Origin of the sequence: Burkholderia sp. MSh2 (assembly GCF_000731655.1) — a bacterium.
In the GTDB taxonomy this organism is placed as follows: Bacteria; Pseudomonadota; Gammaproteobacteria; order Burkholderiales; family Burkholderiaceae; genus Burkholderia; species Burkholderia paludis.
Window position 1 is genome coordinate 77,468 of the sequence record NZ_JPGM01000014.1, and the last position, 23,366, is coordinate 100,833.

Annotated in this window: 19 protein-coding genes; 11 read left to right on the plus strand and 8 right to left on the minus strand. The window is 68.6% G+C overall.

Annotation, left to right across the window (positions count from 1 at the left end; all coding sequences use genetic code 11):
- Nucleotides 1-112: 112 nt before the first annotated feature.
- Complete coding sequence (locus GQ57_RS10870; RefSeq protein ID WP_031401055.1) at nucleotides 113-1,138, plus strand: AraC family transcriptional regulator; 1,026 nt, start codon at nucleotides 113-115, stop codon at nucleotides 1,136-1,138.
- 125 nt (nucleotides 1,139-1,263) lie between these two features.
- On the opposite strand, the gene GQ57_RS39165 is transcribed toward GQ57_RS10870, so the two are convergent.
- Entirely contained in the window at nucleotides 1,264-4,197 is a 2,934-nt protein-coding gene (locus tag GQ57_RS39165) for an ESPR-type extended signal peptide-containing protein (protein ID WP_052001254.1), read from the minus strand.
- Nucleotides 4,198-4,651: 454 nt separating this feature from the next.
- Here GQ57_RS39165 and GQ57_RS10880 point away from each other — a divergent pair, with 454 nt between their 5' ends.
- Nucleotides 4,652-5,281 carry an NAD-dependent epimerase/dehydratase family protein gene (locus GQ57_RS10880; RefSeq protein ID WP_031401053.1) on the plus strand — a complete coding sequence of 210 codons (630 nt, stop codon included), beginning with the start codon at nucleotides 4,652-4,654 and terminating at the stop codon, nucleotides 5,279-5,281.
- 24 nt (nucleotides 5,282-5,305) lie between these two features.
- Here the strand turns inward: GQ57_RS10880 and GQ57_RS10885 are convergent, their stop codons facing one another.
- Nucleotides 5,306-6,223, minus strand: a complete 918-nt coding sequence (locus tag GQ57_RS10885; RefSeq protein ID WP_034197870.1) for a LysR family transcriptional regulator — start codon at nucleotides 6,221-6,223, stop codon at nucleotides 5,306-5,308.
- 127 nt (nucleotides 6,224-6,350) lie between these two features.
- On the opposite strand from GQ57_RS10885, the gene speB reads away from it, so the two are divergent.
- The 5 genes from speB to GQ57_RS10910 all read left to right on the plus strand — a co-directional run bounded on the left by speB (nucleotide 6,351) and on the right by GQ57_RS10910 (nucleotide 11,547).
- The gene (speB, locus tag GQ57_RS10890; RefSeq protein ID WP_031401051.1) at nucleotides 6,351-7,319 is read left to right on the plus strand and encodes an agmatinase; all 969 of its coding nucleotides are present in this window, start codon (nucleotides 6,351-6,353) and stop codon (nucleotides 7,317-7,319) included.
- Nucleotides 7,312-7,776, plus strand: a complete 465-nt coding sequence (locus GQ57_RS10895; protein ID WP_031401050.1) for a GNAT family N-acetyltransferase — start codon at nucleotides 7,312-7,314, stop codon at nucleotides 7,774-7,776. Before speB ends, GQ57_RS10895 begins: the two co-directional genes overlap by 8 nt.
- A 133-nt stretch (nucleotides 7,777-7,909) precedes the next feature.
- Complete coding sequence (locus GQ57_RS10900) at nucleotides 7,910-8,584, plus strand: SOS response-associated peptidase family protein (protein ID WP_034197871.1); 675 nt, start codon at nucleotides 7,910-7,912, stop codon at nucleotides 8,582-8,584.
- Nucleotides 8,585-8,884: 300 nt separating this feature from the next.
- Entirely contained in the window at nucleotides 8,885-10,315 is a 1,431-nt protein-coding gene (locus GQ57_RS10905) for a purine-cytosine permease family protein (RefSeq protein WP_034197872.1), read from the plus strand.
- A gap of 161 nt (nucleotides 10,316-10,476) precedes the next feature.
- On the plus strand, nucleotides 10,477-11,547 hold the full coding sequence (locus GQ57_RS10910) for a porin (RefSeq protein WP_034197873.1): 1,071 nt from the start codon (nucleotides 10,477-10,479) through the stop codon (nucleotides 11,545-11,547).
- A gap of 50 nt (nucleotides 11,548-11,597) precedes the next feature.
- On the opposite strand, the gene GQ57_RS10915 is transcribed toward GQ57_RS10910, so the two are convergent.
- Complete coding sequence (locus tag GQ57_RS10915) at nucleotides 11,598-12,554, minus strand: LysR family transcriptional regulator (RefSeq protein ID WP_031401046.1); 957 nt, start codon at nucleotides 12,552-12,554, stop codon at nucleotides 11,598-11,600.
- A gap of 190 nt (nucleotides 12,555-12,744) precedes the next feature.
- Between GQ57_RS10915 and GQ57_RS10920 the strand changes: the two genes are divergently transcribed.
- The 4 genes from GQ57_RS10920 (at nucleotide 12,745) to GQ57_RS10935 (ending at nucleotide 16,888) form a co-directional block, all read left to right on the plus strand.
- Entirely contained in the window at nucleotides 12,745-14,055 is a 1,311-nt protein-coding gene (locus GQ57_RS10920) for an MFS transporter (protein ID WP_034197874.1), read from the plus strand.
- 31 nt (nucleotides 14,056-14,086) lie between these two features.
- Entirely contained in the window at nucleotides 14,087-15,367 is a 1,281-nt protein-coding gene (locus tag GQ57_RS10925; protein ID WP_034197875.1) for a Zn-dependent hydrolase, read from the plus strand.
- Nucleotides 15,368-15,400: 33 nt separating this feature from the next.
- On the plus strand, nucleotides 15,401-16,423 hold the full coding sequence (locus GQ57_RS10930) for a histone deacetylase family protein (RefSeq protein WP_034197876.1): 1,023 nt from the start codon (nucleotides 15,401-15,403) through the stop codon (nucleotides 16,421-16,423).
- A 162-nt stretch (nucleotides 16,424-16,585) separates the two neighbouring features.
- Complete coding sequence (locus tag GQ57_RS10935) at nucleotides 16,586-16,888, plus strand: hypothetical protein (protein WP_034197877.1); 303 nt, start codon at nucleotides 16,586-16,588, stop codon at nucleotides 16,886-16,888.
- A 24-nt stretch (nucleotides 16,889-16,912) separates the two neighbouring features.
- Here the strand turns inward: GQ57_RS10935 and GQ57_RS10940 are convergent, their stop codons facing one another.
- From GQ57_RS10940 to GQ57_RS10960, 5 genes are all read right to left on the minus strand, one after another.
- Entirely contained in the window at nucleotides 16,913-17,875 is a 963-nt protein-coding gene (locus GQ57_RS10940; RefSeq protein WP_034197878.1) for a Csu type fimbrial protein, read from the minus strand.
- Nucleotides 17,872-20,193 (minus strand): fimbria/pilus outer membrane usher protein, encoded by a 2,322-nt coding sequence (locus tag GQ57_RS10945; protein WP_235215049.1) that lies wholly within the window; start codon nucleotides 20,191-20,193, stop codon nucleotides 17,872-17,874. Before GQ57_RS10945 ends, GQ57_RS10940 begins: the two co-directional genes overlap by 4 nt.
- A gap of 70 nt (nucleotides 20,194-20,263) precedes the next feature.
- Complete coding sequence (locus GQ57_RS10950; protein ID WP_031401039.1) at nucleotides 20,264-20,983, minus strand: fimbrial biogenesis chaperone; 720 nt, start codon at nucleotides 20,981-20,983, stop codon at nucleotides 20,264-20,266.
- A gap of 15 nt (nucleotides 20,984-20,998) precedes the next feature.
- Nucleotides 20,999-21,484: a Csu type fimbrial protein gene (locus GQ57_RS10955; protein ID WP_407638601.1), complete on the minus strand. Its 486-nt coding sequence runs from the start codon at nucleotides 21,482-21,484 to the stop codon at nucleotides 20,999-21,001.
- A 592-nt stretch (nucleotides 21,485-22,076) separates the two neighbouring features.
- A complete protein-coding gene (locus GQ57_RS10960; RefSeq protein ID WP_034197880.1) occupies nucleotides 22,077-23,282 on the minus strand; it encodes an MFS transporter in 1,206 nt (401 codons plus the stop codon).
- Nucleotides 23,283-23,366 lie beyond the last annotated feature (84 nt).

Genomic DNA, 23,366 nt, shown 5'->3' on the forward strand with positions numbered 1-23,366 from the left:
ATGCCTGGCGGGTTGCGATGGCTCTCATCATGCTGGCGCGAGCGTGCGCCGGCCATACTGCGGCAGGCCAACCGCTTTAGAATCTAGGCCAACCCACGTCGCGAGGCGTCTGATGAATGTCTGGAACTTTGCCCGGAGCCCGGCTTCCGTCCTGCTGATGATCGACTTCGGGCGCGACCGCGGAATCGCGCCGTCGGCGCTGCTCAAGGGGGCCCAACTCACGCTGAAGCAGCTCGCCGACCCGGACTTCACGGTGCTGGCCGCGCAGGAGCTGGCCGTTGCGTCGAACCTGCTGGACCTGACCGCCGGCGAGCCCGACGTCGGTCTCAAGGTCGGCCTGTCGTACCAGCTTTCGGCATACGGGCTGCTCGGCTACGGGCTCCTGAGCAGTGCGACCGGCATGGACGCGGTCGCGCTTGCCGGCCGTTACCTGGCGCTGACCTACACGTTCGTCGCGATGACGTTCCGGCGGGAAGGGCGGCACGATGCGATCCGGTTCGACGCGTCGCCGGAACTCGCCGCGAACGTGCAGCGATTCTTCGTCGAGCGCGCGATGGGCGCGACGTGCCGCGTGCTGCGCGACGTGATCGGCGGCGCGTTCGAACTCGCGACGTTCGATCTCGCGTACGGCGCCGCGCCCGGTTCCGACGTGCGGCAGCCGGTGCCGGGCGCGCAGGTCCGGCACGGCCAGCCCGCCAATACGCTCACGTTCGAGCACGCGCTCCTCGAGCGGCCGCTGCCGCAGGCGAATGCCGCAACCGCGGCGATGTGCGAGCGCATGTGCGCCGAGCTGGTCACGCGCCGGCGCACGCGCGTCGATCTCGTGTCGTTCCTGAACGAATACCTGGCCACGCGCCCGTTCGACCGGCCGCCGCTGCTGAAGGACATCGCGACGCTGCTCAACACGAGCGAGCGCACGCTGAAGCGCCGGCTGCAGGAAGAGGGCGCATGCTTTCGCGACATCTCGAACGCGGTGCGCAAGGCCCGCGCGCAGGCGCTGATCGCCGAAGGGCGCCTGTCGATCAAGGAAATCGCGCAGGAGCTGGGGTTCAGCGACATGTCGTCGTTTTCGCAGGCGTACAAGCGCTGGACGGGTGTCGCGCCGAGCGTGTCGCGGCAGGGCACGGCGGCCCCGTAGCGCGCGAACCGGGGCGACTTCGCCAATTCCGGCATAAAAAAAGCCCGCGAGCGACCTGACGCTCACGGGCTTTGCCGTTTCTGCGGCGACGCGGGCCGGTGCGTACTGCGCCGGCCCGCGCGGCATTACCAGGAGTGCCCGATGCCGCCGTTGACCATCATGCGCGAGCCGTTCACCGTGCCGACGCCCAGCTTGATCACGGTGTTCTGCGCGATCCGCGCGCTGCCACCGACCGCGATCGCCGTATAGCCGCCGTAGTTGCCGAAGCCGGCGCCGACCGAGATCACCTTGCCCGGATCGACCTGCGGCATGCCCGCCAGCGCGCCGGCGATCGCGATGCCCGAATACGCGTTGCGCGCGAGATCGTTCACGCCTTGCTGAATCGCGCCGACCCGCTGGTCGGTGTAGCGGTTCGCCGATTCGCTCGCCATCGTGAGCTGGTTCAGGTTGACCGCGTCGGTGCCCTGCGTGCCCGGCGCGACGTTGACGATCTGGCGCTGCTGCTCCGCGTTGCCGACCGAGACCACGTTCGAGCGGCCGCCGTCGTTCGAGTTCGCGCCGATCGCGACCGAGCCGGAGCCGGCCGCGACGGTCGGCGCATCGGTGCCCGAGCCGTTCATGTCGGCCGTGATGCCCGTGTTGCGCGATGCCGACGTCGACAGGTTGTTGATCTGCGTGTTGATGCTGTTCACGCTGGTCGACAGCGACGACACGCGGTCGTTGGTCGTGGAGAGGCCGGTTGACAGCGACGTCACGCTCGTCGACGTGGACGTGGACAGCGAGCCCAGCGCTTCGTTGGTCGACGACAGGCCGGTCGACAGCGAGCCGATGCTGGTCGACGTGGCGGTGGACAGCGACGCGAGATTGCTGTTCGTCGAGCTGAGCCCGGTGGACAGCGACGCGACGTTGAGGTTGGTCGCATGCAGCTGGCTGCCGTTGATCGCATCGGTGCTGTCGGCGCTCACGCGGCCGGCCGCGACGTTCTGGATCTGGCGCTCCTGGCCCGGTGCGCCGACGCTGAACACGCCGAACGGGTTGGCGCCCGCGTAGCCGCCGAATTGCAGGTCGCCGATGCTCGACGACGATACGCCGACGGCCGCGCCGGTGATCGAGCGATGGCCGATCGCCACCGAGTTGTCGAGGTGGGCGATCGCGTTCGGGCCGATCGCGACGCTGTTCGCGCCGGTGGCCTGGCTGTCGGCTTCGGTCGAGTTCGCGTGGAAGTACTTCGCGCCCTTCGCGTTGAGGTTGTCGAGCGCGTCGCCCACGCTGGTGTTGACCGTCGTCGTGCCGTCGTTGTTGTACGTCACGTACGACGGCGCGGTGATCTTGCCGGTGGCCGGATCGTACGCCGCCCCGCCGCCGAGCGCGTCGGCCGTGCTGTTGCCGAGGTTCGTCGTGTTGACGGTGACCGCGCCGATGCTCGTCGACAGCGAGCCGAGGCCCGATGCGGTCGACGTCGACAGCGACGCCATCGTGCTGTCCGTCGCGCGGAGGCCGGTCGACAGCGAGCCAAGGCCCGTCGACGCGGACGTCGACAGCGAAGCGAGCGTGCTGTTCGTCGTCGACAGGCCGGTCGACGTGGACGTCGACAGCGACGTGACGGCGTCGCCGGTCGTGCTCAGGCCGGTCGACAACGATGCGAATCCGCTCGACGTCGAGGTCGACAGCGACACCAGATTGTCATTCGTAGTACTGATCGTTGTGGACAAGGCGCCGACGGTGGACGACGTGGCGGTCGACAGCGACGTCAGGTTCGTGCCGAGCGTGTCGATGCCGGTCGACGCCGAGGTGGACAGCGAAACCAGTGCGTTGCGCGTCGTCGACAGCCCGGCGGCGGTCGACGTCGACAGCGAGGCGACGGTGTCGCCGGTCGTGCTGAGCCCGGTCGACAGCGACGCCATGTTGAGGTCGACCGTGTCGATGCGCTCGGCGGTGGTCGTGGAGAGCGACACGAGCGAGCTGTTCGCGCTCGACAGTCCGCTGGACGTCGACGTCGACAGGCTCGTGAGGCTGCTGCCCACCACCGTCAGGGCGTCGTTGGTCGCGTTCAACTGCGAGCCGTTGACGGCGTCGGTGCTGTCCTGGTCGAGCCGGCCGGCCGCGACGTGGGTGATCGTGCGTTCGCGGTTCCGGCTGCCCACGCTGACCGTCCCGACCGGGGCGGTGCCGTTGAAGCCGTAGGTGTTGCCGTTGATCGTCGCGCCGCTCGTGCCGGTGGCGGCATCGGTCACCGCGCCGGCGCCGAGCGCGACCGAGTTCGCGTGGGCCGCCGTTGCGCTCGCGCCGAGTGCGACGGCGCCGGCGCCGGATGCGACGGCGCGCGGGCCGATCGCGGTCGCGGCCTGCGCACTGGCGGTGGCCTGCGTGCCGACCGATACGCTGCTGGCGGCCGAGCCGGTCGCCCGATCGCCGAGCGCGATCGCGCTCGTTGCGCTCGCCGTTGCGGCCGAACCGGCGCCCAGCGCACCGCGCCCGGACGCCTGCGCGTTGCGGCCGACGGCCGTGCCGGTCTGGCTGGACGATGCGTTGGCGCCGATCGCCGTGCTGTTCTCGGTGGCCGCGCTGTTGTAGCCGACGGCGGTTGCGCCTGTATAGCCGCCGGTGCCGGCCTTCGCGCCCGCGCCGATCGCGGTCACGCCGTAGCCGCCGCCGGGCGTCACGGCCTGTGCGTCCTGGCCGATCGCGATGTTGCCGGCGCCGGTCGAGCCGCTGCTGCTGGTCGCGCCCGAACCGATCGCGATGTCGGCAACGCCCGCTGCCGCCGCGTTGACGCCTGCCGCCAGCGCGTTCAGGCCGGTTGCACCGTCGTTGTCGACATTGCCGCCGGCGGTGCCGCCGTCGTTCACGCTGTAGTACGAGGTCGTGGCGGGCTTCGCCGATTGGGCTGCGGCGTCGAGCGGTGCGACGGCGGCTGCGATCACGGAGAGGGCGGCGGCGACACGCGCGCCGGCCGGGACGCTCTTCGAGGCTTTCCTGCCGTTGGCGCGGGTGGTTTCGGAGGCGGCGACCCAGGCGCCCAGTGCGTCGTTCCAGATCGTACGGAAAGTGCGGTTCATAGTCTGTCTCGGAAAAAAGAGGACGCCGCACCGCGATACGATGACTTGAGGAATTAAGACAACGGGATGGGCGTTCCTGGGTGAATTAAGAGATAACGAACGAAGTGAATCTTACAGAATGAAATACATTTGTAATGTAAAACAACGAAAAATGAATGCGCTTTCTTTCGATGTTTGACATTGTTTGTCGCACAAACATCGAAGAAATCGACGTTTAGTGTGATGGGGTTCGATTAAAATTGCAAAAATTCGCGGAAATGTGCGGCGGATTGAAGCATGCGGCGATGCGGCCGTCGATGTGCCGCAACAAATTCGAGATAAGGAGTGGGGTGCGCTGTAATTTTTCGAGACGTAAGGCGGTTGTCGGCGCGGGGCCGGCCGACGATCATGTCGGAAGCCGGAAAGCGGGCCGTTCCCGACCCGTCGACGCCGGCTCCACACGGAAGAACCGGACATGAAATTGCTGCTCGTCGGCGCGACCGGACTCGTCGGCCGTCACGTCCTCGAAGTCGCGCTTGCCGATGCGCGGGTCGATCAGGTGATCGTTCTCGCGCGCCGGCCGTTGTCGCCGCATCCGAAAATGCGCGCGCTGGAGGTCGATTTCGATCATCTGCCCGACGCGGCCGACTGGTGGCAGGCCGACGCCGTGATCTGCACGCTCGGCACCACGATGCGGGCCGCCGGCTCGAAGGCGGCATTCCAGCGCGTCGACCACGACTATCCGCTCGCGGTCGCGCGGCTCGCGCACCGGTACGGCACCCAGGTCTACGTCCTGAATTCCGCCCTCGGCGCGGATCCCGCGTCGCGCATCTTCTACAACCGCGTGAAGGGCGAGGTCGAGCAGGCGCTGGCGGGCGTCGGGTTCGCGTCGCTCACGCTTGTGCGGCCGGGGCTGATTGGCGGCAGCCGAGACGAATTCCGGCTCGGCGAGCGGTTCCTGGTGTTCGCGCTGAACGTGGCCCGACCCGTGTTGCCGGCGAAGTGGCGCGTGAATCCCGCGCGGCGGATCGCCCGCGCGCTGCTCGACGCGGCGATCGACGCGCGGCCGGGCGTGCAGGTCATCGCGTCGGACCGGCTCGTCTGACCCGCAACGGGCGGCACGCGTCGGTCATGGGCCCGCGAAGCCGTCGAGTCCGCCGAACTGTTCGGCGAGCGCGGCCGTGAATGCGTCCAGCGCTTCGCTGCCGTCGCAGTTCCGCGGTGTCGCGAGCTGGAATTCGACCGTATGGCTCAGCTTGTTCGAGAGCAGCCGGCGCATCTTCCCTGCGGCGACCCACGGCGCCGCGACATGGTCGGGCAGGAAACCGACGTGCGCGCCGGACAGGATGAAGATCACGTCGGCGTCGACGTTTTCGGAGAACGCGGTCGGCTGCGCGTTGCGCAGCGCCGCACCCGACGTGTTCGTCTTGTAGAGCCGCGCGACGTTGCTCGTGCGTGCGATGTCGTTGACCGACACGGTCCTTTTCGCAAACAGCGGATGCCGGGCGCCGCAGTGCAGCGACTGGTGCTCGACGAACAGCGGCGCGTAGTGCAGGCCGGCCTGGTGGCCGGAAAAGTAGCCGATCGCGAGCTGCAGTTCGTTTTTCAGCAGCCTGCGCTCCAGCTCGTCGGGCGGCACCGCGACCATCTCGATCAGCACGGCCGGCGCCCGCTCGCGGAAGCGGCCGACGCCTGCCGCGATCGATTCGACGATGTCCGGTGCCAGCCGCTCGGAAAGCCCGATGCGCAGCTCGCCGAGCACCGTGCCCGACACGTGCTGCGTATCGCGCGTGAACACGTCCATTGCGTGCAGGAGCCGCCGCGTCGACTGCAGCACGCGTTCGCCCTTCGGCGTCAGCCGGAAGCCGCTCTTGCCGCGATCGCACAGCCGGAACCCGAGGCGCGTCTCGAGCTTGGCCATCTGCGTGCTGATCGTCGACGGCGCCATCCCGAGCGTGCCCTGCGCGGCGCTGAAACCGCCGCTTTCGACGATCGTCAGAAAGAGCCGCAGCAGCTGCAAATCCATGTCTCTCAGTCGGGTCAGCATGGCGATACATCGCGTTTCGTGAAGTCGGCTTATGTTAGTTCATATTTTTCGTCGGATGCCGTGACGGCAGAATCGGGCCCGAGGTCGCCAGCCGCGCGGCCGTCCCCCTCCAGGCAGGCATCCGACGATGAGCCAGAACGATTTTGCATTCACGCGCGACAGCCTTTACGGCACGCAGGCCGAACCGACTTTCGCGGGCGCGACGAGCTTCATGCGCCGGCGTTTCAGCCGCGACCTCGACGGCGTCGACCTCGCGATCACCGGCGTGCCGTTCGATTCCGCCGCATCGCACCGGCCCGGAACGCGCTTCGGCCCGCGCGGGTTGCGGATCGCGTCGACGGGCATCGCGTGGGAACGCCCGTGGCCGTGGTCGTTCGATCCGTTCGACGTGCTGGCCGCGGTCGACTATGGCGATTGCGCGTTCGATCTCGGGCAGCCCGAATCGGTGCCGGGCGCGATCGAGCGGCATGCCGACGGGATTCTCGCGCGGGGCTGCGCGATGCTGACGCTCGGCGGCGATCACTTCATCACGTATCCGCTGCTGAAGGCGCATGCGAAGGTGCACGGGCCGCTGTCGCTCGTGCATTTCGATGCGCACACCGACACCTGGCCCGACCGCGACGTCAAGCGCATCGATCACGGGACGATGTTCTATCACGCGGCGCGGGAAGGGTGGGTCGTGCCCGGGCGGTCGGCCCAGGTCGGCATCCGGACGACCAACGACGAGCCGATGGGCTTCGACATCCAGGATGCGCGCCACGTGCATGCGTCGACGCCCGCTGCGATCGCCGCGCGCATTCGCGAACGGGTCGGCGATCGCCCCGTGTACCTGACGTTCGACATCGACTGTCTCGATCCGGCGTTCGCACCGGGCACGGGTACGCCGGTCTCGGGCGGGCTGTCGAGCCATCAGGCGTTCGAGATCCTGCGTCACCTGGAAGGCATCAACCTGGTCGGCATGGACGTCGTCGAAGTGTCGCCGCCGTATGATCATGCGGAAATCACGTCGCTGGCCGGCGCGACGATCGCGCTGGAGCTGATCTGCCTGTATGCATCGCGCCGGCGGCGGAACCTGGAAGCATCGAACGATGACTGAACTCACCTGGCGCAAGGCCGTTCCCGACGATGCGGCCGCGTGCATCGAACTGCGCGGCAAGACGCGCGAGAACGCATTCACCGACGCGCAGTTGCGCGACCTCGGCATCACCGTGGAAAGCTGGGGCGACGGCATCCGCAGCGGCCTGTTCTCGGGCCAGGTCTGCTGCGCGAACGGGCGCATGGTTGGCTACTGCTTCGGCGACACCGGTTCGGGCGAGATCGTCGTGCTTGCGATCCTGCCCGAATACGAGGGCGCGGGGATCGGCAGGCGGCTGCTGCGGCAGGTGGTCGACGCGTTCGCCGCGAACGGTTTCACGTCGCTGTTTCTGGGGTGCTCGACCGATCCCGCGTCGCGCTCGTACGGCTTCTACCGCCATCTGGGCTGGACGCCGACAGGAACGCTCGATGGCGCGGGCGACGAAATCCTGACGCTGCGGATCGGGCGGCAAGCATGACGGCACGCGCCGGAGGCGCGCGGCGCATCGTCGATGCGTAAAACCGTTTCGTCATACCCGGCGAGGCGATAGCGCGGCCGCGGCGCCTGCGCCGACCTACGATGAAGATATCGCCCCCATCGTCCGCCCAGCCGTGTGCACCCATTACCGCGCCCCCGATGAAGACCCGGGCATCAGCGAACTGAAGATCGGCATCGGCGATCTGTACCGTCGCGACCCGTGGCAGCCCGACGTGTATCCCGACTATCCGGCGCCGCTCGTGCGCGCCGCCGGCGACGGCCTCGAGGTCGCCGCCGCCGTGTTCGGCTTCTGGCCGAAATTCATGCAGCCCGAGCGGGTCGACGAGCGAGGCCGGAAAGGCAGGAAGCTCGATACGGTGAACGCACGGGCGGAAACGGTCGGCTCGTCGCGGCTCTACGGCAACGCGTGGCGCAACGGCCAGCGCTGCCTGATTCCGGTGCGCTGGATCTTCGAACCCTGCTACGAGAGCGGCCGCAACGTGTGGCACCGGATCGGCGTCGACGGCTGGCAGCCGTGCTGCGTCGCCGGCATCTGGCGGCGCTACGACGGCGGCGCGCGATCGTGCATCGGCATGGCGATGCTCACGATGAACGCCGACGATCATCCGGTGTTCGCGCGCATGCATCGGCCCGGCGACGAGAAACGGGGCGTCGTGATCCTGCACCGCGACGACTACGACGAATGGCTGCATGCACGCGACGTCGAGGCAGCGCGACGCCTGCTCGAGCTGCTCCCCGCCGGCGACATGGCGGCCGCGCCCGATCCGGCGCCGGCGGCCGGCGCCTGAGCCTGCACCATCCCCCCGCGAACGGCCGGCAGACCGCTCGCGTCGCGCCTATTATTCATACAATTTCGAAATGCGATCGATTTCGGGTAATCACCGATACCTCGCAAGTTGTATATACAAGATGATCCGCTGGCAATGTCGGCACACGTCGTGCCGCTTGCGCGCCAGCGTGCTGACCGTGCGTGCGTGGCGCATGCCGGCGATCCACGGCGCCCCGCATCCGCAGAGCCGAAAGGGCGGCTCGCAGTTTCCCGTTCCGTTCAAACCATATGTGGTCCTGAGTATTTTGGAGATTGTCCCGTGTCAACGAATCCCAGCGGAAAAGCCGGCGGCCTGATCGAGGTACGTTCGATCGACTTCATTCCCGACGCCGAGCGCCACGGCGGCTTGCTGAGCCAGTTCACCCTGTGGCTGTCGGCCAACATGCAGATCACGGCCATCGTCACGGGCGCGCTCGCCGTGGTGCTTGGCGGCGACGTGTTCTGGTCGCTGGTCGCGCTGCTGCTCGGCCAGTTCGTCGGCGGCGCGGTCATGGCGTTGCACGGCGCGCAGGGGCCGCAGCTCGGCCTGCCGCAGATGATCTCGAGCCGCGTGCAGTTCGGCGTGTACGGCGCGATGATCCCGATCGTGCTCGTGTGCCTGATGTACGTCGGCTTTTCCGCAAGCGGCTCGGTGCTGGCGGGGCAGGCCGTCGCGCAGTTGCTGCACGTCGACGACGCGGCCGGCATCCTGCTGTTCGCGGCCGTGATCGTCGTGCTGACCGTGTGCGGCTATCGCGCGATCCATGCCGTCGGCCGGATCGCGAGCGTGGTGGGCATCGCCGCGTTCGTCTACATGTTCACGCAGCTGTTCGCGAACCACGACATCGGCGCGCTGCTCGCGAACCGGCACTTCACGCTCGCGAGCTTCCTGCTGTCGATGTCGCTGTCCGCGTCGTGGCAGATCGCGTTCGGCCCGTACGTCGCCGATTACTCGCGCTACCTGCCGCGCTCCACTTCGTCGGTCGCGACGTTCCTCGCGGTCGGCCTGGGCTCGGTGATCGGCGCGCAGGCCGCGATGGTGTTCGGCGTGTTCGCGGCCGCGCTGGCCGGCGGCCAGTTCGCGCACCACGAAGTCGCGTACATCGTCGGCCTCGGCTCGACGGGCGCCGTGGCCGCGCTGCTGTACTTCAGCATCGCGTTCGGCAAGGTGACGGTGACGGCGCTCAACGCGTACGGCAGCTTCATGTCGATGGCGACGATCGTCAGCGGTTTTCGCGGCAAGCACGCCGTGTCGTCGCGCAGCCGGCTGGTGTACATCTTCGGGATGATCTGCGTGTCGACGCTGATCGCGCTCGCGGGGCGCCATTCGTTCCTGAAGGAGTTCACCGCGTTCATCCTGTTCCTGCTCGCGTTCTTCACGCCGTGGAGCGCGATCAACCTGGTCGACTACTACTGCTTCACGCGCTCGCGCTACGACGTGCCGGCGCTGTCCGATCCGAACGGCCGCTACGGGCGCTGGAACGTGATGGCGATCGCGATCTACGTGGTCGGCATCCTCGTGCAGCTGCCGTTCATGTCGACGCATGTCTATACGGGCCCGCTCGTCGACGCCCTGGGCGGTACCGACATCTCGTGGATCCTCGGGCTGACCGTGCCGGCCGTGCTGTACTACGTCGGTGCGCGCGCGTCGCGCCGCAGCATCCCCGAACGCCTGATCCTGCCGCTCGAACGCGGCGAAGCCCACCACTGACCAAGCGTCTCGCACATCGGGCCGGCCGGTTGCCGGCCTGAGCGTCGCGTCGGGCCGGGCGCCGCCTGCGCCGCGCTCCGTCTTACATTCCCTTTTCCGCGATGCCGGTGCGGCGCGTCCGCCACACCCGGCGTCGTTTCATTCTCCGACTATTAAATAGTATGACTAATCAAATGGATACTCGCGCCCGTTGTTCACGGGCACGGCGGATGCATGCCGGTCTTCGCCTTGCGGTCGCGGCCGCGTGTCTCGCCGGTTCGGGCGCGGCGCTTGCGCAGGACGGCGTCACGCTGTACGGCGTGATCGACGAATTCGCGCAGTACGTGAATACCGGCAACGGCTATACGGCGGCGCTCAATTCGGGCGGCCAGTGGGGCAGCCGGTTCGGAGTGAAAGGCGGCGAGGATATCGGCGGCGGCCAGCGAATCGAGTTCGCGCTGGAAAACGGCTTCAACCCGAACGACGGCTCGCTCGCCAGTTCGGGCAGCCTGTTCAACCGGCAGGCGTGGGTCGGTATCTCGGGCCAGTGGGGCAAGGTGCGCGCGGGCCGGCAGAATTCGCCGCTGTTCAACGACCAGGGCGGGCAGGACGCGTTCGGCGGCGTCACGCAGGCGTCCGGCATGGACAACCTCACCGTGTTTGCGTTCCGCACGAGCAATACGCTGTCCTACCAGAGCCCGGAAATCGCGGGCTTCCAGGGCGGGCTGTACTTCGGGTTCGGCGACGCGGGCGGCGTGCGCTCGGCGGGCGCGAGCCAGCAGCTCGACCTGACCTACGAGCACGGCCCGTTCGCGGCGTTCGTCGCGGGCCAGTGGCTGAAGAACGCGACCGCAACCACGACCGATCGCACGATCATGGCCGGCGCATCGTACGCAATCGGCAAGGCGACCGTGTACGGCGGCTTCTCCGCGGTGAAGTGGGCCGACATCGGCATCGACTCGCGCGTGTACGGGCTGTCGGTCAAATACCAGTTCAACCCGGCGAACGCGCTCGCGCTCGGTTACGCGTACCTGCACGACCAGTCGTCGCAGGGCAACAATGCGGACCAGCTTGGGCTGATGTACGAGTACGACCTGTCGAAGCGCACGAACTTCTACGCCGCGCTGTCGTACCTGCGCAACCGCAACCAGGCCGGCTACACGCTCGCCGGCGCGGCGAACCCCGGGTTGCCGCTCGCGTATCCGGGCGCGAACGCGCGCGGCGTGCAGCTCGGCATCGTGCATCGCTTCTGACGGCGGCATCGCGCCGGGCCGCCCGCGCCCGGCGCTTCGCGGGCGCGCCGTCATTTCCCCAGCCGCTCCGCGAGCGAGTGGCGTTGCATGCAGCGCTCCATCGCATCGAGAAACGCCTGCTCGGCGGCATTCATCTTCCGGTCGCGATGCCACAGCAGGAACACGTCGACATCGACGAGCCCGTCGTCGGGCGGCAGCCGCCACAGCCGCTGCTGCGCGATGTCGTCGCGGACGATGTGCTCGGGCAGGCAGCCGATGCCATAGCCGGCGAAAATCAGCCGCCGCACTTCCTCCAGGCTCGGCGACGACGCGACGATGCGCCCGGTGAACCCCTTCTGGTCGCGGAACACGGCGAGCGGCGACAGGCTGTCGCCGATCTGGTCGCTCGTGAACGACACGAAATTCTCCGCGAGCAGATCGTCCATCCGCAGTTGCGTCTGCCCGAACAGCCGGTGATGGCGGCCGCAGTAGATCGCATAGCGCTGGCGCAGGAAGCAGCGCATCTCCAGCTTGTCGTGCGGCGTGCGGCACAGGCCGAGCCCGGCCGTGGCCGTTTTCTGCAGCAGCGAGGAAAGAATGTCCGACGAGCGCATCACCTCGATCTGCAGGTCGATGCGCGGATACGCGCGATGGAACTCCGCGAGGAATTCGTCGTACACGGGCGACTCGATGCGGCTCACCGTCAGCAGCCGGATCGAACCGGTCAGGTCGGCGGTGCTGTCGTCGATTTCCGTTTCGAGACGCGAGATGCCGCCGTAGATGTCGCTCGCGATCCGGTACACGGCTTCGCCGGCCGGAGTCGGCGCGAAGTGCGTGCCGCGCCGCTCGATCAGCTTGCGTTCGAGCGTGTCCTCGAGCCGCCGCAGCGCCTGGCTCACGGCCGGCTGCGTCACGTGCAGGCGCGCGGCCGCGCGGCTCACGCTGCGCTCCTGGACGATCACCAGGTAGGTGCGCAGCAGGTTCCAGTCGAGACGGTCGTTCAGGAACGGGGCGAGGTCGGGGCGCATCGGGTCTCCGGACAGGGCGTCGCGGTTTGTATTAGCCAAATTTATACAGAGAATAATAACTTGAAATTTGACTAATGATTTGCGGCGGCCGATAAAGGAGGGGTGCCGCAGCGTGCGGCGCAAGGCCGCGCCAGACGGCTGCCACACGATATTGCGCGTCGTCCCGGGGCGGCGTGCGTCAGGAGCCCGCATGACCCAGACCCTTCCTTCCGCCCGCCAGCCGGGACGCGCCGCGACGGCCGCGTTCATCGGCACGATGATCGAGTGGTACGACTTCTACATCTACGCGACCGCCGCCGCGCTCGTGTTCGGCGAACTCTATTTCCCGTCGCACGACCCCTTCGTCAGCACGATGGCGTCGTTCGCGACGTTCGCGGTCGGCTTCTTCGCACGGCCGCTCGGCGGCTTGATCTTCGGCCATCTCGGCGATCGCATCGGCCGCAAGAAGGCGCTGATGACGACGTTGATGATGATGGGCGTCGCGACCGTGTGCGTGGGCCTGCTGCCCGACTATTCGAAGGTCGGCATGCTCGCGCCGGTGCTGCTCGTCGCGCTGCGCGTGGTGCAGGGGATCGCGGTCGGCGGCGAATGGGGCGGGGCGGTGCTGATGGCCGGCGAGCATGCGCCGCAGGGCCGCCGCACGTTCTTCGCGTCGTTCGCGCAGCTCGGCAGCCCGGCCGGCTTGATCCTGTCGCTGATCGCGTTTCGCGCGGTGACGTCGATGGACAAGGCCGACTTCCTCGCATGGGGCTGGCGCCTGCCGTTTCTCGCGAGTTCGGTGCTGCTCGTGGTCGGCATCCTGATCCGGCTCGGCGTGAACGAATCGCCGGAGTTCGCGCGCGTGAAGGAAACCAACCGCACGGTGAAGCTGCCCGTCGCCGAAGTGTTCCGCTCCGCGTCGGGGCTGGTGCTGCTCTGCATCGGCGCGAACACGATCGGCATCGCCGGCGTCTATTTCACGAACACGTTCATGATCGCGTACACGACGCAATACGTCGGCGTCTCGCGTTCGCTGATCCTCGACAGCCTGTTCGCGGTCGCGATCATCCAGTTCATCGCGCAGCCGGTCGCGGCATGGATTGCCGAGCGGATCGGCGGCGCGCGCTTCCTGAAGCTCGCGGCGCTGCTCGCGATGCTGTCGCCGTATCCGATGTTCATGCTCGTGCAGGGCGGCACGTCCGCGTCGCTGGTTGCCGGCATCGCGCTCGCCGTGGTCTGCATGGCCGGCTTCTATTCGGTGATCGCGGGCTTCGTGAGCGAGGTGTTTCCCGCCCACGTGCGCTATTCGGCGATCTCGCTCGCGTATCAGATCTGCGGCGCGCTCGCGGGCGGGCTGACGCCGCTCGTCGGCACGTGGCTCGCGCATCGCTTCGCAGGCCAGTGGTGGCCGCTCGCGGTGTTCTACACGTGCCTCGCTGGCATCTCGCTGCTCTGCATCGTCGCGCTCGATGCGCGCCGCGCGGCCCGGCCGGCTACTGCCGAAGCGTACGGTTCGCATTGAGCCCCGACGAACGAATCCATACGGAGTACACATGAAAGATCTGCTGGAAATCGACGGCGCCCGTTTGTGGCGGAGCCTGGAGGACATGGCGCGCGTCGGTGCGACGCCGCGCGGCGGCGTGCGGCGCCTCGCACTCGACGACGACGACCGGCGCGGGCGCGACCTGTTCGCGCAGTGGTGCCGCGACGCGGGGATGACGGTGAGCGTCGATGCGATCGGCAACCTGTTCGCGCGGCGCGACGGCGCCGATGCGCAAGCCGCGCCGGTGCTGATCGGCAGCCATCTCGACACGCAGCCCGAAGGCGGCCGCTTCGACGGCGTGTATGGCGTGCTCGCCGCGCTCGAACTCGTGCGCACGCTGAACGATGCGGGCGTCGTCACCGGCAAGCCGCTGGAGATCGTGTCCTGGACCAACGAGGAGGGCGCACGCTTCGCGCCGGCGATGCTCGGGTCCGCCGTGTTCACGGGCGCGTTGCCTCTCGACGCGGCGCTCGCGGCGCAGGATGCCGACGGCGTTACGCTCGGCGCCGCGCTCGACGCATGCGGCTATCGCGGCACGCGTACGACGGGCGGTGCGGTCGACGCGTATTTCGAGGCGCATATCGAACAGGGGCCCGTGCTCGAGGCGAACGGCACGACGATCGGCGTCGTCACGGGCGGGCAGGCGATCCGCTGGCTCGACGTGACGGTGGCGGGCATGGCCGCGCATGCGGGTACGACGCCGATGCCGTATCGCAAGGACGCGTATTTCGCGAGCGCGCAGATCGCGGCCGAACTCGAACGGATCGTCGCGGGTTATGCGCCGCGCGGGCTCGCGACGATCGGGCAGGTCGGCATCCGCAACGCGTCGCGCAACACCATCGCCGGCGACGTGACGTTCACGGTCGATCTGCGTCATCACGACGATGCGCAAGTCGATGCGATGGAGCGCGACCTGCGCGATGCGTGCGCGCGCATCGCTGCCGCGCGCGGCGTGCAGGTCGCGGTCGACCTCTGCTGGCGCAGCCCGGCCACGCCGTTCGATGACGATTGCGTCGGGCTGGTCGCGCAGGCGGCGGCCCGGTTCGGCTACACGAACGAGCGGATCGTCAGCGGCGCCGGCCACGACGCGATCCTGCTCGCGCGCCGCTTCCCGACCGCGATGGTGTTCATCCCGTGCGTCGACGGTCTGTCGCACAACGAAGCCGAGGATGCGCTGCCCGACGACGTGACGCGGGGCGCCAACGTGCTGCTCCATGCGGTGCTTGCGCGCGCAGGTGTCGCGAGTGTCGCGGCGGGCGTCGCGGCAGCACCCGCCGCGCAGGATGCGTGACGCGGCATCACGACGAAACGACGAGGAGCCCAGATGAAGACCTATTTCCATCCCGAGCAACTGCTGCACCATCCGCGCAGCTACCTGTCGCGCGGGCAGATGCGCACCCCGCAGGAAGTGCCGGAACGCGCGGCGCGGCTCGTCGCGGCCGTGCGTTCGCTCGACTTCGACGTATGCGAGCCGGCCGACCGCGGCACCGCGCCGATCGCGGCCGTACACGACACGAACTACCTGCGCTTTCTGGAAGAGGCGCATCGCGACTGGAAGCGGATGCCTGCCGACTGGGGCGACGAAGTGATGTCGAACGTGTTCGTGCGCGAGCCGAACCCGCTGCGCGGCGTGCTCGCGAAAGCCGCGCGCTACCTCGCCGATGGCAGCTGCCCGGTCGGCGCGAACACGTGGCGCGCCGCGTACTGGTCCGCGCAGGGCGCACTCGCGGCCGCGTCCGACGTCAACGGCGGCGCGCGCGAGGCGTATGCGCTGTGCCGGCCGCCCGGCCATCACGCGCGCCGCGACGCGGCGGGCGGCTTCTGCTACCTGAACAACGCGGCGATCGCCGCGCAGTCGCTGCTGGGCCGCCATCGCCGGGTCGCGATCCTCGACACCGACATGCATCACGGGCAGGGCGTGCAGGAGATCTTCTACGGCCGCGACGACGTGCTGTACGTGTCGATCCACGGCGACCCGACCAACTTCTACCCGGTCGTCGCGGGCTACGAGGAAGAGACGGGCGTGGGGGCCGGCAACGGCTTCAACCTCAACCTGCCGATGCCGCACGGTTCGCCGGAGTCGGCGTTCTTCGAGCGGCTCGACGATGCGCTGCGCGCGCTCGCACGGTTCGAACCCGATGCGCTGGTGCTCGCGCTCGGCTTCGACATCTACAAGGACGATCCGCAGTCGCAGGTGGCCGTCACGACCGACGGCTTCGGGCGGCTCGGCGGGGCGATCGGCGCACTCGGCTTGCCGACGGTGATCGTGCAGGAGGGTGGATACCACCTCGAAAGCCTCGATGCGAATGCGCGCGCGTTCTTCGGCGGGTTCGGCGGCGCGCGCTGAAGTGTCCCGGCCGCACGTTCGCGGCGTGCGGCGCGCCGCATCGTTGGACAGCACGCCGGGGCCGGATCGCACGCCGGCGCATTCAAGTTTTTCGCTTGCGCGCCGTTGATTCGGGCGTACGCTGGAAGAACCCGGGCAAGTGGGAAAAGAGGGGGCTGAACCATGAAGACAACCGGCCGGATCGGAAGCGGCGCGCTCGCCCTCGCGTTGCTGTGCGCCGGGCCGCGTACCGGCGCGACCGAGCCGTCGATCCCGCTCAGGGTCAGTCTCACGATTCCGGAAATCTGCACGATCGGCGCGACCGCCGGCCCGGGCCTGCGTGCCGGCGCGGAGGGCGATGCGCCGAGCGTCAATTGCGTGCACGGCACCCCGTTCCTGCTCAGCCACGCGCCGGCGCCGGGCGCGACCCGGTCGCCGCACGGCCTCGGCGCCGGCGCGCCCGCGGCCTGGACCGTCACGTTCTGAGCCGAGGATCGGCCGCCGCACCCGCTAGAAGCTGATCGTCGCCGTGATCGTGTCGCTGTAGTTGCCGGGGGCCGGCGAGGTCTGCGGCGGCACCGCGCCATAGACGGTCACGACCTGCGACATGCCTGTCCCGATGCCCGTGACCGTCGAGCTGCCGCCGGTGCCGTCGCCCCACGCGTTCGTGTACGAGGCGCTTGTGTAAAGCCCGTAGCCGATCGTCCCGCCACCGCCGCTGCGCTGCATCTGGCGGGCCGTGACGTTGCCGCTGCCGCCGCCGTTCAACGCGATCTGCCACGCGTCGCCGTTGGTGCACTGCGCAGTGATCGAACCGGTCGCCGTGAGCGTGCCCGATAGCACGCTAGCCGTGCCGAAGTTCACGCCGGTCGCGCTGATGTTGCAGTTGTTGACGACGTTCGCCGTCGCGCCGAACGGGAAGGTGCCGCTCGATGTCGTCAGCGATGCGCAGGTCGGCGCGCCGAGCAGGTAGAACCCGGCGTTGAGCGATGTCGCGGTGCCCGCGAACTGCTGCGAGTAGGTCGTGGTGCTGTCGCCGGTCGTCGGGACGGTCGGCTGGTTCCCGGCGATCTGTCCGTACACGGTGACCGTCGCGGTCGCACTCGTGCCGAGCGCGGGTTTGACGAGCGTGACGGACGCCGGCGTCGTGCCGGCAGACACCGAGCCCCACGCGATCGTATGTCCGCCGTCGAGATAGAGGTCGTACTGCATCGAGTTGCCGCCGTTCACGAGGCTGCGCGGACTCGTGCCGCCGAGGTTCAGGCACACGAGTACGTTCGGGGTCAGCGTGATGGCCGACCACGTGCAGGTGACGCTGACCGAGCCGGTCGCGGTGACGGGCGCGTTCGAGATCGGGCTGACCGAGCCGAAGCTCACCGTCGACGCCGTGGCCGTGCAGGTCTCGGCCTGCGCGTGGCGCGGCATGCCGCACCACGCGGCGAACGCGATCACGAGCAGCAGCGCGAGCCTCATGGCGCCGCCCGGCAGGTCAGGGGCCCCACGGTCGGCAGCGTGCCGTTGCCGGGCGCCGTGAACGCGAATTCCGCGACGCAGCGCTGCGTGCCGTCGTCGACCGCGAGATGGTTGTCGTCCTTCAGTCCGTCGATGAACGTGAGCCCGTCGTAGCCGACGATCGTGTCCATGCCGCTCTCGACGTGATGCACGTGCGCGCCGGCCGGCAGCGGACGACCCGCGGCGTCGTGCAGGACGACCGACGCCGCGCGATAGCGCGTCACGCCGAAATGCGCGACGACGCCCGATTGCGCCTGCGGCACGATCGTCATCGACGTGCGGGCGATCCGCGCATCGGCGGGCAGTTTCATCGCATCGATCGCGACCTGGTTGTTCTGGTACGCGTTCAGGTCGGGCACGAGCAGATGCCCCGCACGATCGGTCGTGCCGATCACGCGGTTCTCGTGCAGCACCGGGATGCCCGCGACGCCGTCGGTCGAGACCAGCGCGAAGCCGTCGTCGATGCGGCGCGACACCTGCAGGCTGCGGTCCATGAGCACGAGCGCGCCGCTCACGTCGAGCGACCCGCCGCTCTGCCGGTCGATGTTCTGCGCGACGGCGATGACTTCGCCCGCGCGGCCGAGATAGCGCAGCTGCGCCTGCCGGTACGGCACGGCGCCGGTGCCGCCGGTCTGCACGCCCCAGCCCCAGCCGCCGTCGTAGTCGGGCGGGCGGCTCGCGTCGACGGTGTAGTTCGACTGGCCGCGCTGGCGCCCGGCGGTCGCATTGATCGACGTGTTGTGGCCGAGCCCGACGTTCAGCGACACGAACGCGCCGTTCGCGCCCTGTTGCGCGAAGTCGCGGTAGGCGGTCACGCTGAGCGACGCGAGATCGCCCAGGTTCAGCGTGTACGACACCGTGCCGATCCGCGCGCTCGGGCCTTGCGGCAACCGGAAGCCGATATAGCTGAGCGACAGCGTCTGGCGGCCCAGGAACGGCAGCGCGAGCGTCGCCTGGTCGGTCGCCGCGGGCACCGTGGAGCCTTCGCCCGACGCGAGATCGCCGTAGCGGCCGAATGCGCGGATCGTCTGCGCGTTGAGCGAGAAACGCGGCTCGATCAGCTGGTAGCCGACGCTGACCTGCGTGCCCGGATAGCGGCCGGCGCTGCCCGCGATCGCGCCGTTCACGACGCCGGCGTAGCCGAGGCGCAGCAGCGCGCCGACGCCGGCATTGACCACGCCGCCGGTGGCTTCCGCATGCCCTTCGACGGTCAGCGCGTCGCCGAGCCCGCGCCGCAGCGAACCGCTGACGGCCGGCCGCGTGTCGTAGTCGAACGACGCCAGCCCGTAGTTGCGGCGCAGGAAGCCGGCTTCGAACGAATAGCTCGACAGCCCGGCGGACAGCATGCGCGTATCGACGTAGAGCGGCACGGAGGTCGCGACGGTGCGCCCGAGCGCGTCGTGCGTAATGACGGTGGCCTGGCCCGCGCCCGTGATGCCCGGCACGTCGCGGATGATGAACGGGCCGCTCGGCACGTTGCCGCTGTACTGGCGCACGTTGTTGACGTACAGGTCGACCGCCGACGGCACGGCGGCGGAGCCCGCGAGCGACGGGATCGGGAACGTGACGAGATCGGGTCGCAGCGCGAAGTTGCTGCGCCACTGGAAGCCGCCGAGGCGGACCGAGCGCGTCCACGCGAGCGATCCGGAGATCGCGTCGCCGACCTGGATCGTGCTCGGTCGCGCCGGGTCCGAGCGGCTCCACGAGGTATCGAAGCGCGTGTAGTGCCGCTGGCCGTTGTAGAAGCTTGCGGTACCCGTGGTGTCGAACACGCCGTCCGGATCGAAGTAGCGCACGTCGGTGTAGAACGAGAACTGCCGGTTGCCGAGCGTTTGCGCATACGCCTCGTAATTGATCGCGATCCCGCGCGATGCCGTGGCGGCTTGCGTGGGCGGCAATGCGCGGCTGTCGATCGCGTGCGGGCGGCGCAGCGTGTCGGGCATCTGCAGGTCGACGCTCTGGCGTGCGACGTCGTAGCGGTAGCGCAGGCCGGGAATCGTGTCGAGATCGATCGTCGTCGCGTCGGCGATGCCGAGCCGGTCGGTCGCGAAGCCGATCGTGCGGAGGTCGGCGCCGCTCGCCGACAGGTGGCCGGTGCGTTCGCGGAAGGGGGCGAGCAGCGCGGTGTTTTCGCCGTTGACGCTGACTTCGAGAATCACGTCGTGCGTGCCGTCGGTCATCACGAGCGCCGGGTGGTCGTCGGCATGCGCCTGGCCGAACGCGAGCAGGCCGGCCGTGACGACGGCCGCGACCGCGACGTGCGGCGAACGTCGCGGCATGCTGCGTCCGTTGGCCGGGAGCGTGCCGGTGCGTGGCGAAGGGGCAGGAGCCGGGCGGCGCACCGGCGGTCTAGCCCGGCGGCTCCACCGCGACGACCGCGCTGGCCGGTTGCGAATTGACGGCCGCCCGCACCGTGACCCGGCCGTCGAGCGCGACGCCGGCCGGCAGCGGCACGCTCCATTGGCCCGTGCGGCCCGCGAGCGCGTAGCCGAGCAGCCCGCGCGTGAGCGGGTACGCATGGCCGTCGGCGGTCACGAGCTCGACCGACGCCAGTTGCGCGCGCCGCGTGCCGCCGTTGCGCACCCGCAGCACCCAGCCGCCGTTGCGGCGCAGCAGCGCCCAGTCGAGTTGCGGCGCGCCGTTGGCGGCCGGCTCGACGAACACGGGAATCGAGTAGCGCAGGCGGATCGAGACGCCGTTGGCCGGCGCCTCGCCGGACCGGGGCAGTTCGTCGATCAGCAGACGGTAGCTCTGCTCGATGCCGGACGACGCGCGCGACGCGCGCACGACGCGGATCAATTGTTCCGACTGGGTGCCGACCTCGATCAGCGGCGGGCTTGCCACCAGATCCTGCGTGGGTGTCAGCGTGTCCTGGCCGTCGGCCTGGTCCCAGCGGAACACGCGCACCTGCCCGTACACGGGGCGCTCGCCCGGATTGCGCAGCGTGATGCCGGTGGCCGTGTCGTCGGTGGCGAATTCGATCGTGACGGGGGAAATCTGCAGCGACGCGGCGTGCGCGGCGCCGGCCGCGCACAGCAGCGCGGCGAGCGTTCGGCGTAATGCGGACATGGGGCGCGGCGCCGGTCAGAAGTAGACGGTGGCGGTGACGGTCGTCTGATAGGTGTCCGGCTTCGGGGTCGTTTGCGCGGGCACCTGGCCGTAGACGGTCAGCGTCTGCGCGGCGCCCGTGCCGGTGCCGGCCACGGTGTTGGTGCCTTGCGTGTTGCCCCAGACCGTCGTGTGCCCGGCGTCCTGGTAGAGCTGGAAGCCGACGGTCGTCGTCGTGTTGCCGGTCGCCGTGCCGGCCATCAGCCGGCTCGTGACGCTCGATCCCGTGACCGAGCCCGCGTCGAGGCCGACGTTGTAAGGCGTCGTGTTGGTGCAGGTGACGCTGACGGTCGTTTGCTGGTTGATCGCGGAGGCCAGCACGCCGTTCGTGCCGAAGGCCAGCGGGTTCGCGGCGATCATGCAGTTCGGCTGCAGTGTCAGCGTCACGTTGAAGGTGGCGGTCGCGGTGCCGTTCGAATACGTGGCCGCGTCGGCGGCGGGAGTCGGAAGGCCGAATGACAGCGCGAGCAACAATGTCGTGGAAGCGATGGCGACTTTCACACTGATCCCTCATCGATCGGTTTTTCATTGAATTTATGCCGCGCTTCGCATGCCACGGTATTGCAAATCCTGATACGAATTGACGAGTCTTTCAATCGTTAATTTTGCGCTGTTGCATTTTGTTACAAGTTGTTCGAGGATTTATTGAATAAAGCTGGAAAGTATTGCGTTTTTGGTTTCGCGTGGAGGTCGGTTGAAAGATTTTCCTGCAATGCAGCAAGGATTTGGTTGTTCGCGTGGGGTGTGGATCGATATCCGGATCGATACGATGGGATGAATTGATTCGCGTGGAACAGGGATTTAACGCATCACGTGGAATTCGGCGATTTGAAAATGATTCATTAAAAAAGATTGAATCGATTTCGTTGATTTTTAAATGAATCGAATTGCGAGTTCGGCGGGGTTCGGGGTTGTTCAGGATGCTTGCCGATCGGCGAATCGTGAAATCGCTCCCGGCGGCTGAAAATGCAGACGGCCGCTTTGCGCGGCCGTGGGCGTATGTGGCGTAAGGGGCGCCGCATCGGCATTCAGGCCGATGCAGGGCGCGTCGCGATCAGGAATTCGCGGCGGCCGGGGCGCGGCGTTGCTGCGCGATCTGCAGTACGACGAGCGCGAGCCCGGCCGCGGCGATCAGCCCGCCGACGAGCGGCACGGCCGCGTAGCTGAAGCCGGCCGAGATCGCCGCGCCGCCGGCTGCCGCGCCGAGCGCGTTGCCGAGGTTGAATGCGCCGATATTGACGGCCGATGCCAGGCCCGGCGCTTCGTGGGCCGCCCGCATCACGCGCATCTGCAGCGGCGGCACGACCGCGAACGTCGCGACGCCCCACACGAGCAGCGTGACGGCGGCGCCGGCATGCGTGCTGGCGAGCAGCGGGAACGCCGCCATCGTCGCGATCAGCAGCAGCAGGAACCCGATCAGCGTGCCGTCGAGCGAGCGATCGGCCAGGCGGCCGCCCGCAATGTTGCCGATCGAGAAGCCGACGCCGATCAGCACGAGCATCGCGGTCACGAAGCCGGGCGTCGCGCCGGTCAGGTGTTCGAGCGTCGGGGCGACATACGTGTACAGCGTGAACATCGCGCCGGCGCCGAGCACCGTCGTTCCGAGCGCACCGAGCACGACGGGGCGCGTCAGCACGGAGAGTTCGGCGCGCAGGTCGGGCATCTTGCCGGCCTCGCCCTTCGGCAGCGCGGCGAACAGGCCGGCGATCGCGATCAGGCCGAGGCCCGCGGTTGCCGCGAACGACATGCGCCAGCCGATGATCTGGCCGAGCCAGGTCGCGGCCGGCACGCCGCCGACGTTCGCGATCGTGAGGCCCATGAACATCGTCGCGACCGCGCTGGCCTGCTTGTCGCGCGGCACGAGGCTGGCCGCGACCACCGAGCCGAGCCCGAAGAACGCGCCGTGGTTGAGGCTGGTCACGAGGCGCGCCAGCAGCAGCGTCGTATAGCCCGGCGCGACGGCCGACAGCAGGTTGCCGATCGTGAAGATCGACATCAGCGCGATCAGCGCCGAGCGGCGCGACCAGCGCGCGAGCAGCAGCGTCATCAGCGGTGCGCCGGCCATCACGCCGATCGCGTAGGCGCTGATCAGCATGCCGGCCTGCGGAATCGACACGTGCACGCCGTCGGCGATCACCGGCAGCAGGCCCATCGGCGAGAATTCGGTGGTGCCGATGCCGAACGCGCCGGCCGCGAGCGCCAGCAGCGGCAGCGCGGCGCTGCCGCCCGGGCGGGAGGGGGAAGAAGTCTTGGTGTTCACGCGATGGGCTCCGGTAAGCGACAGGCAATGGCACGAGGCCTTGACGATGGGGTGCAGTGTGCCTGCATGACTCTTGTGGAAAAA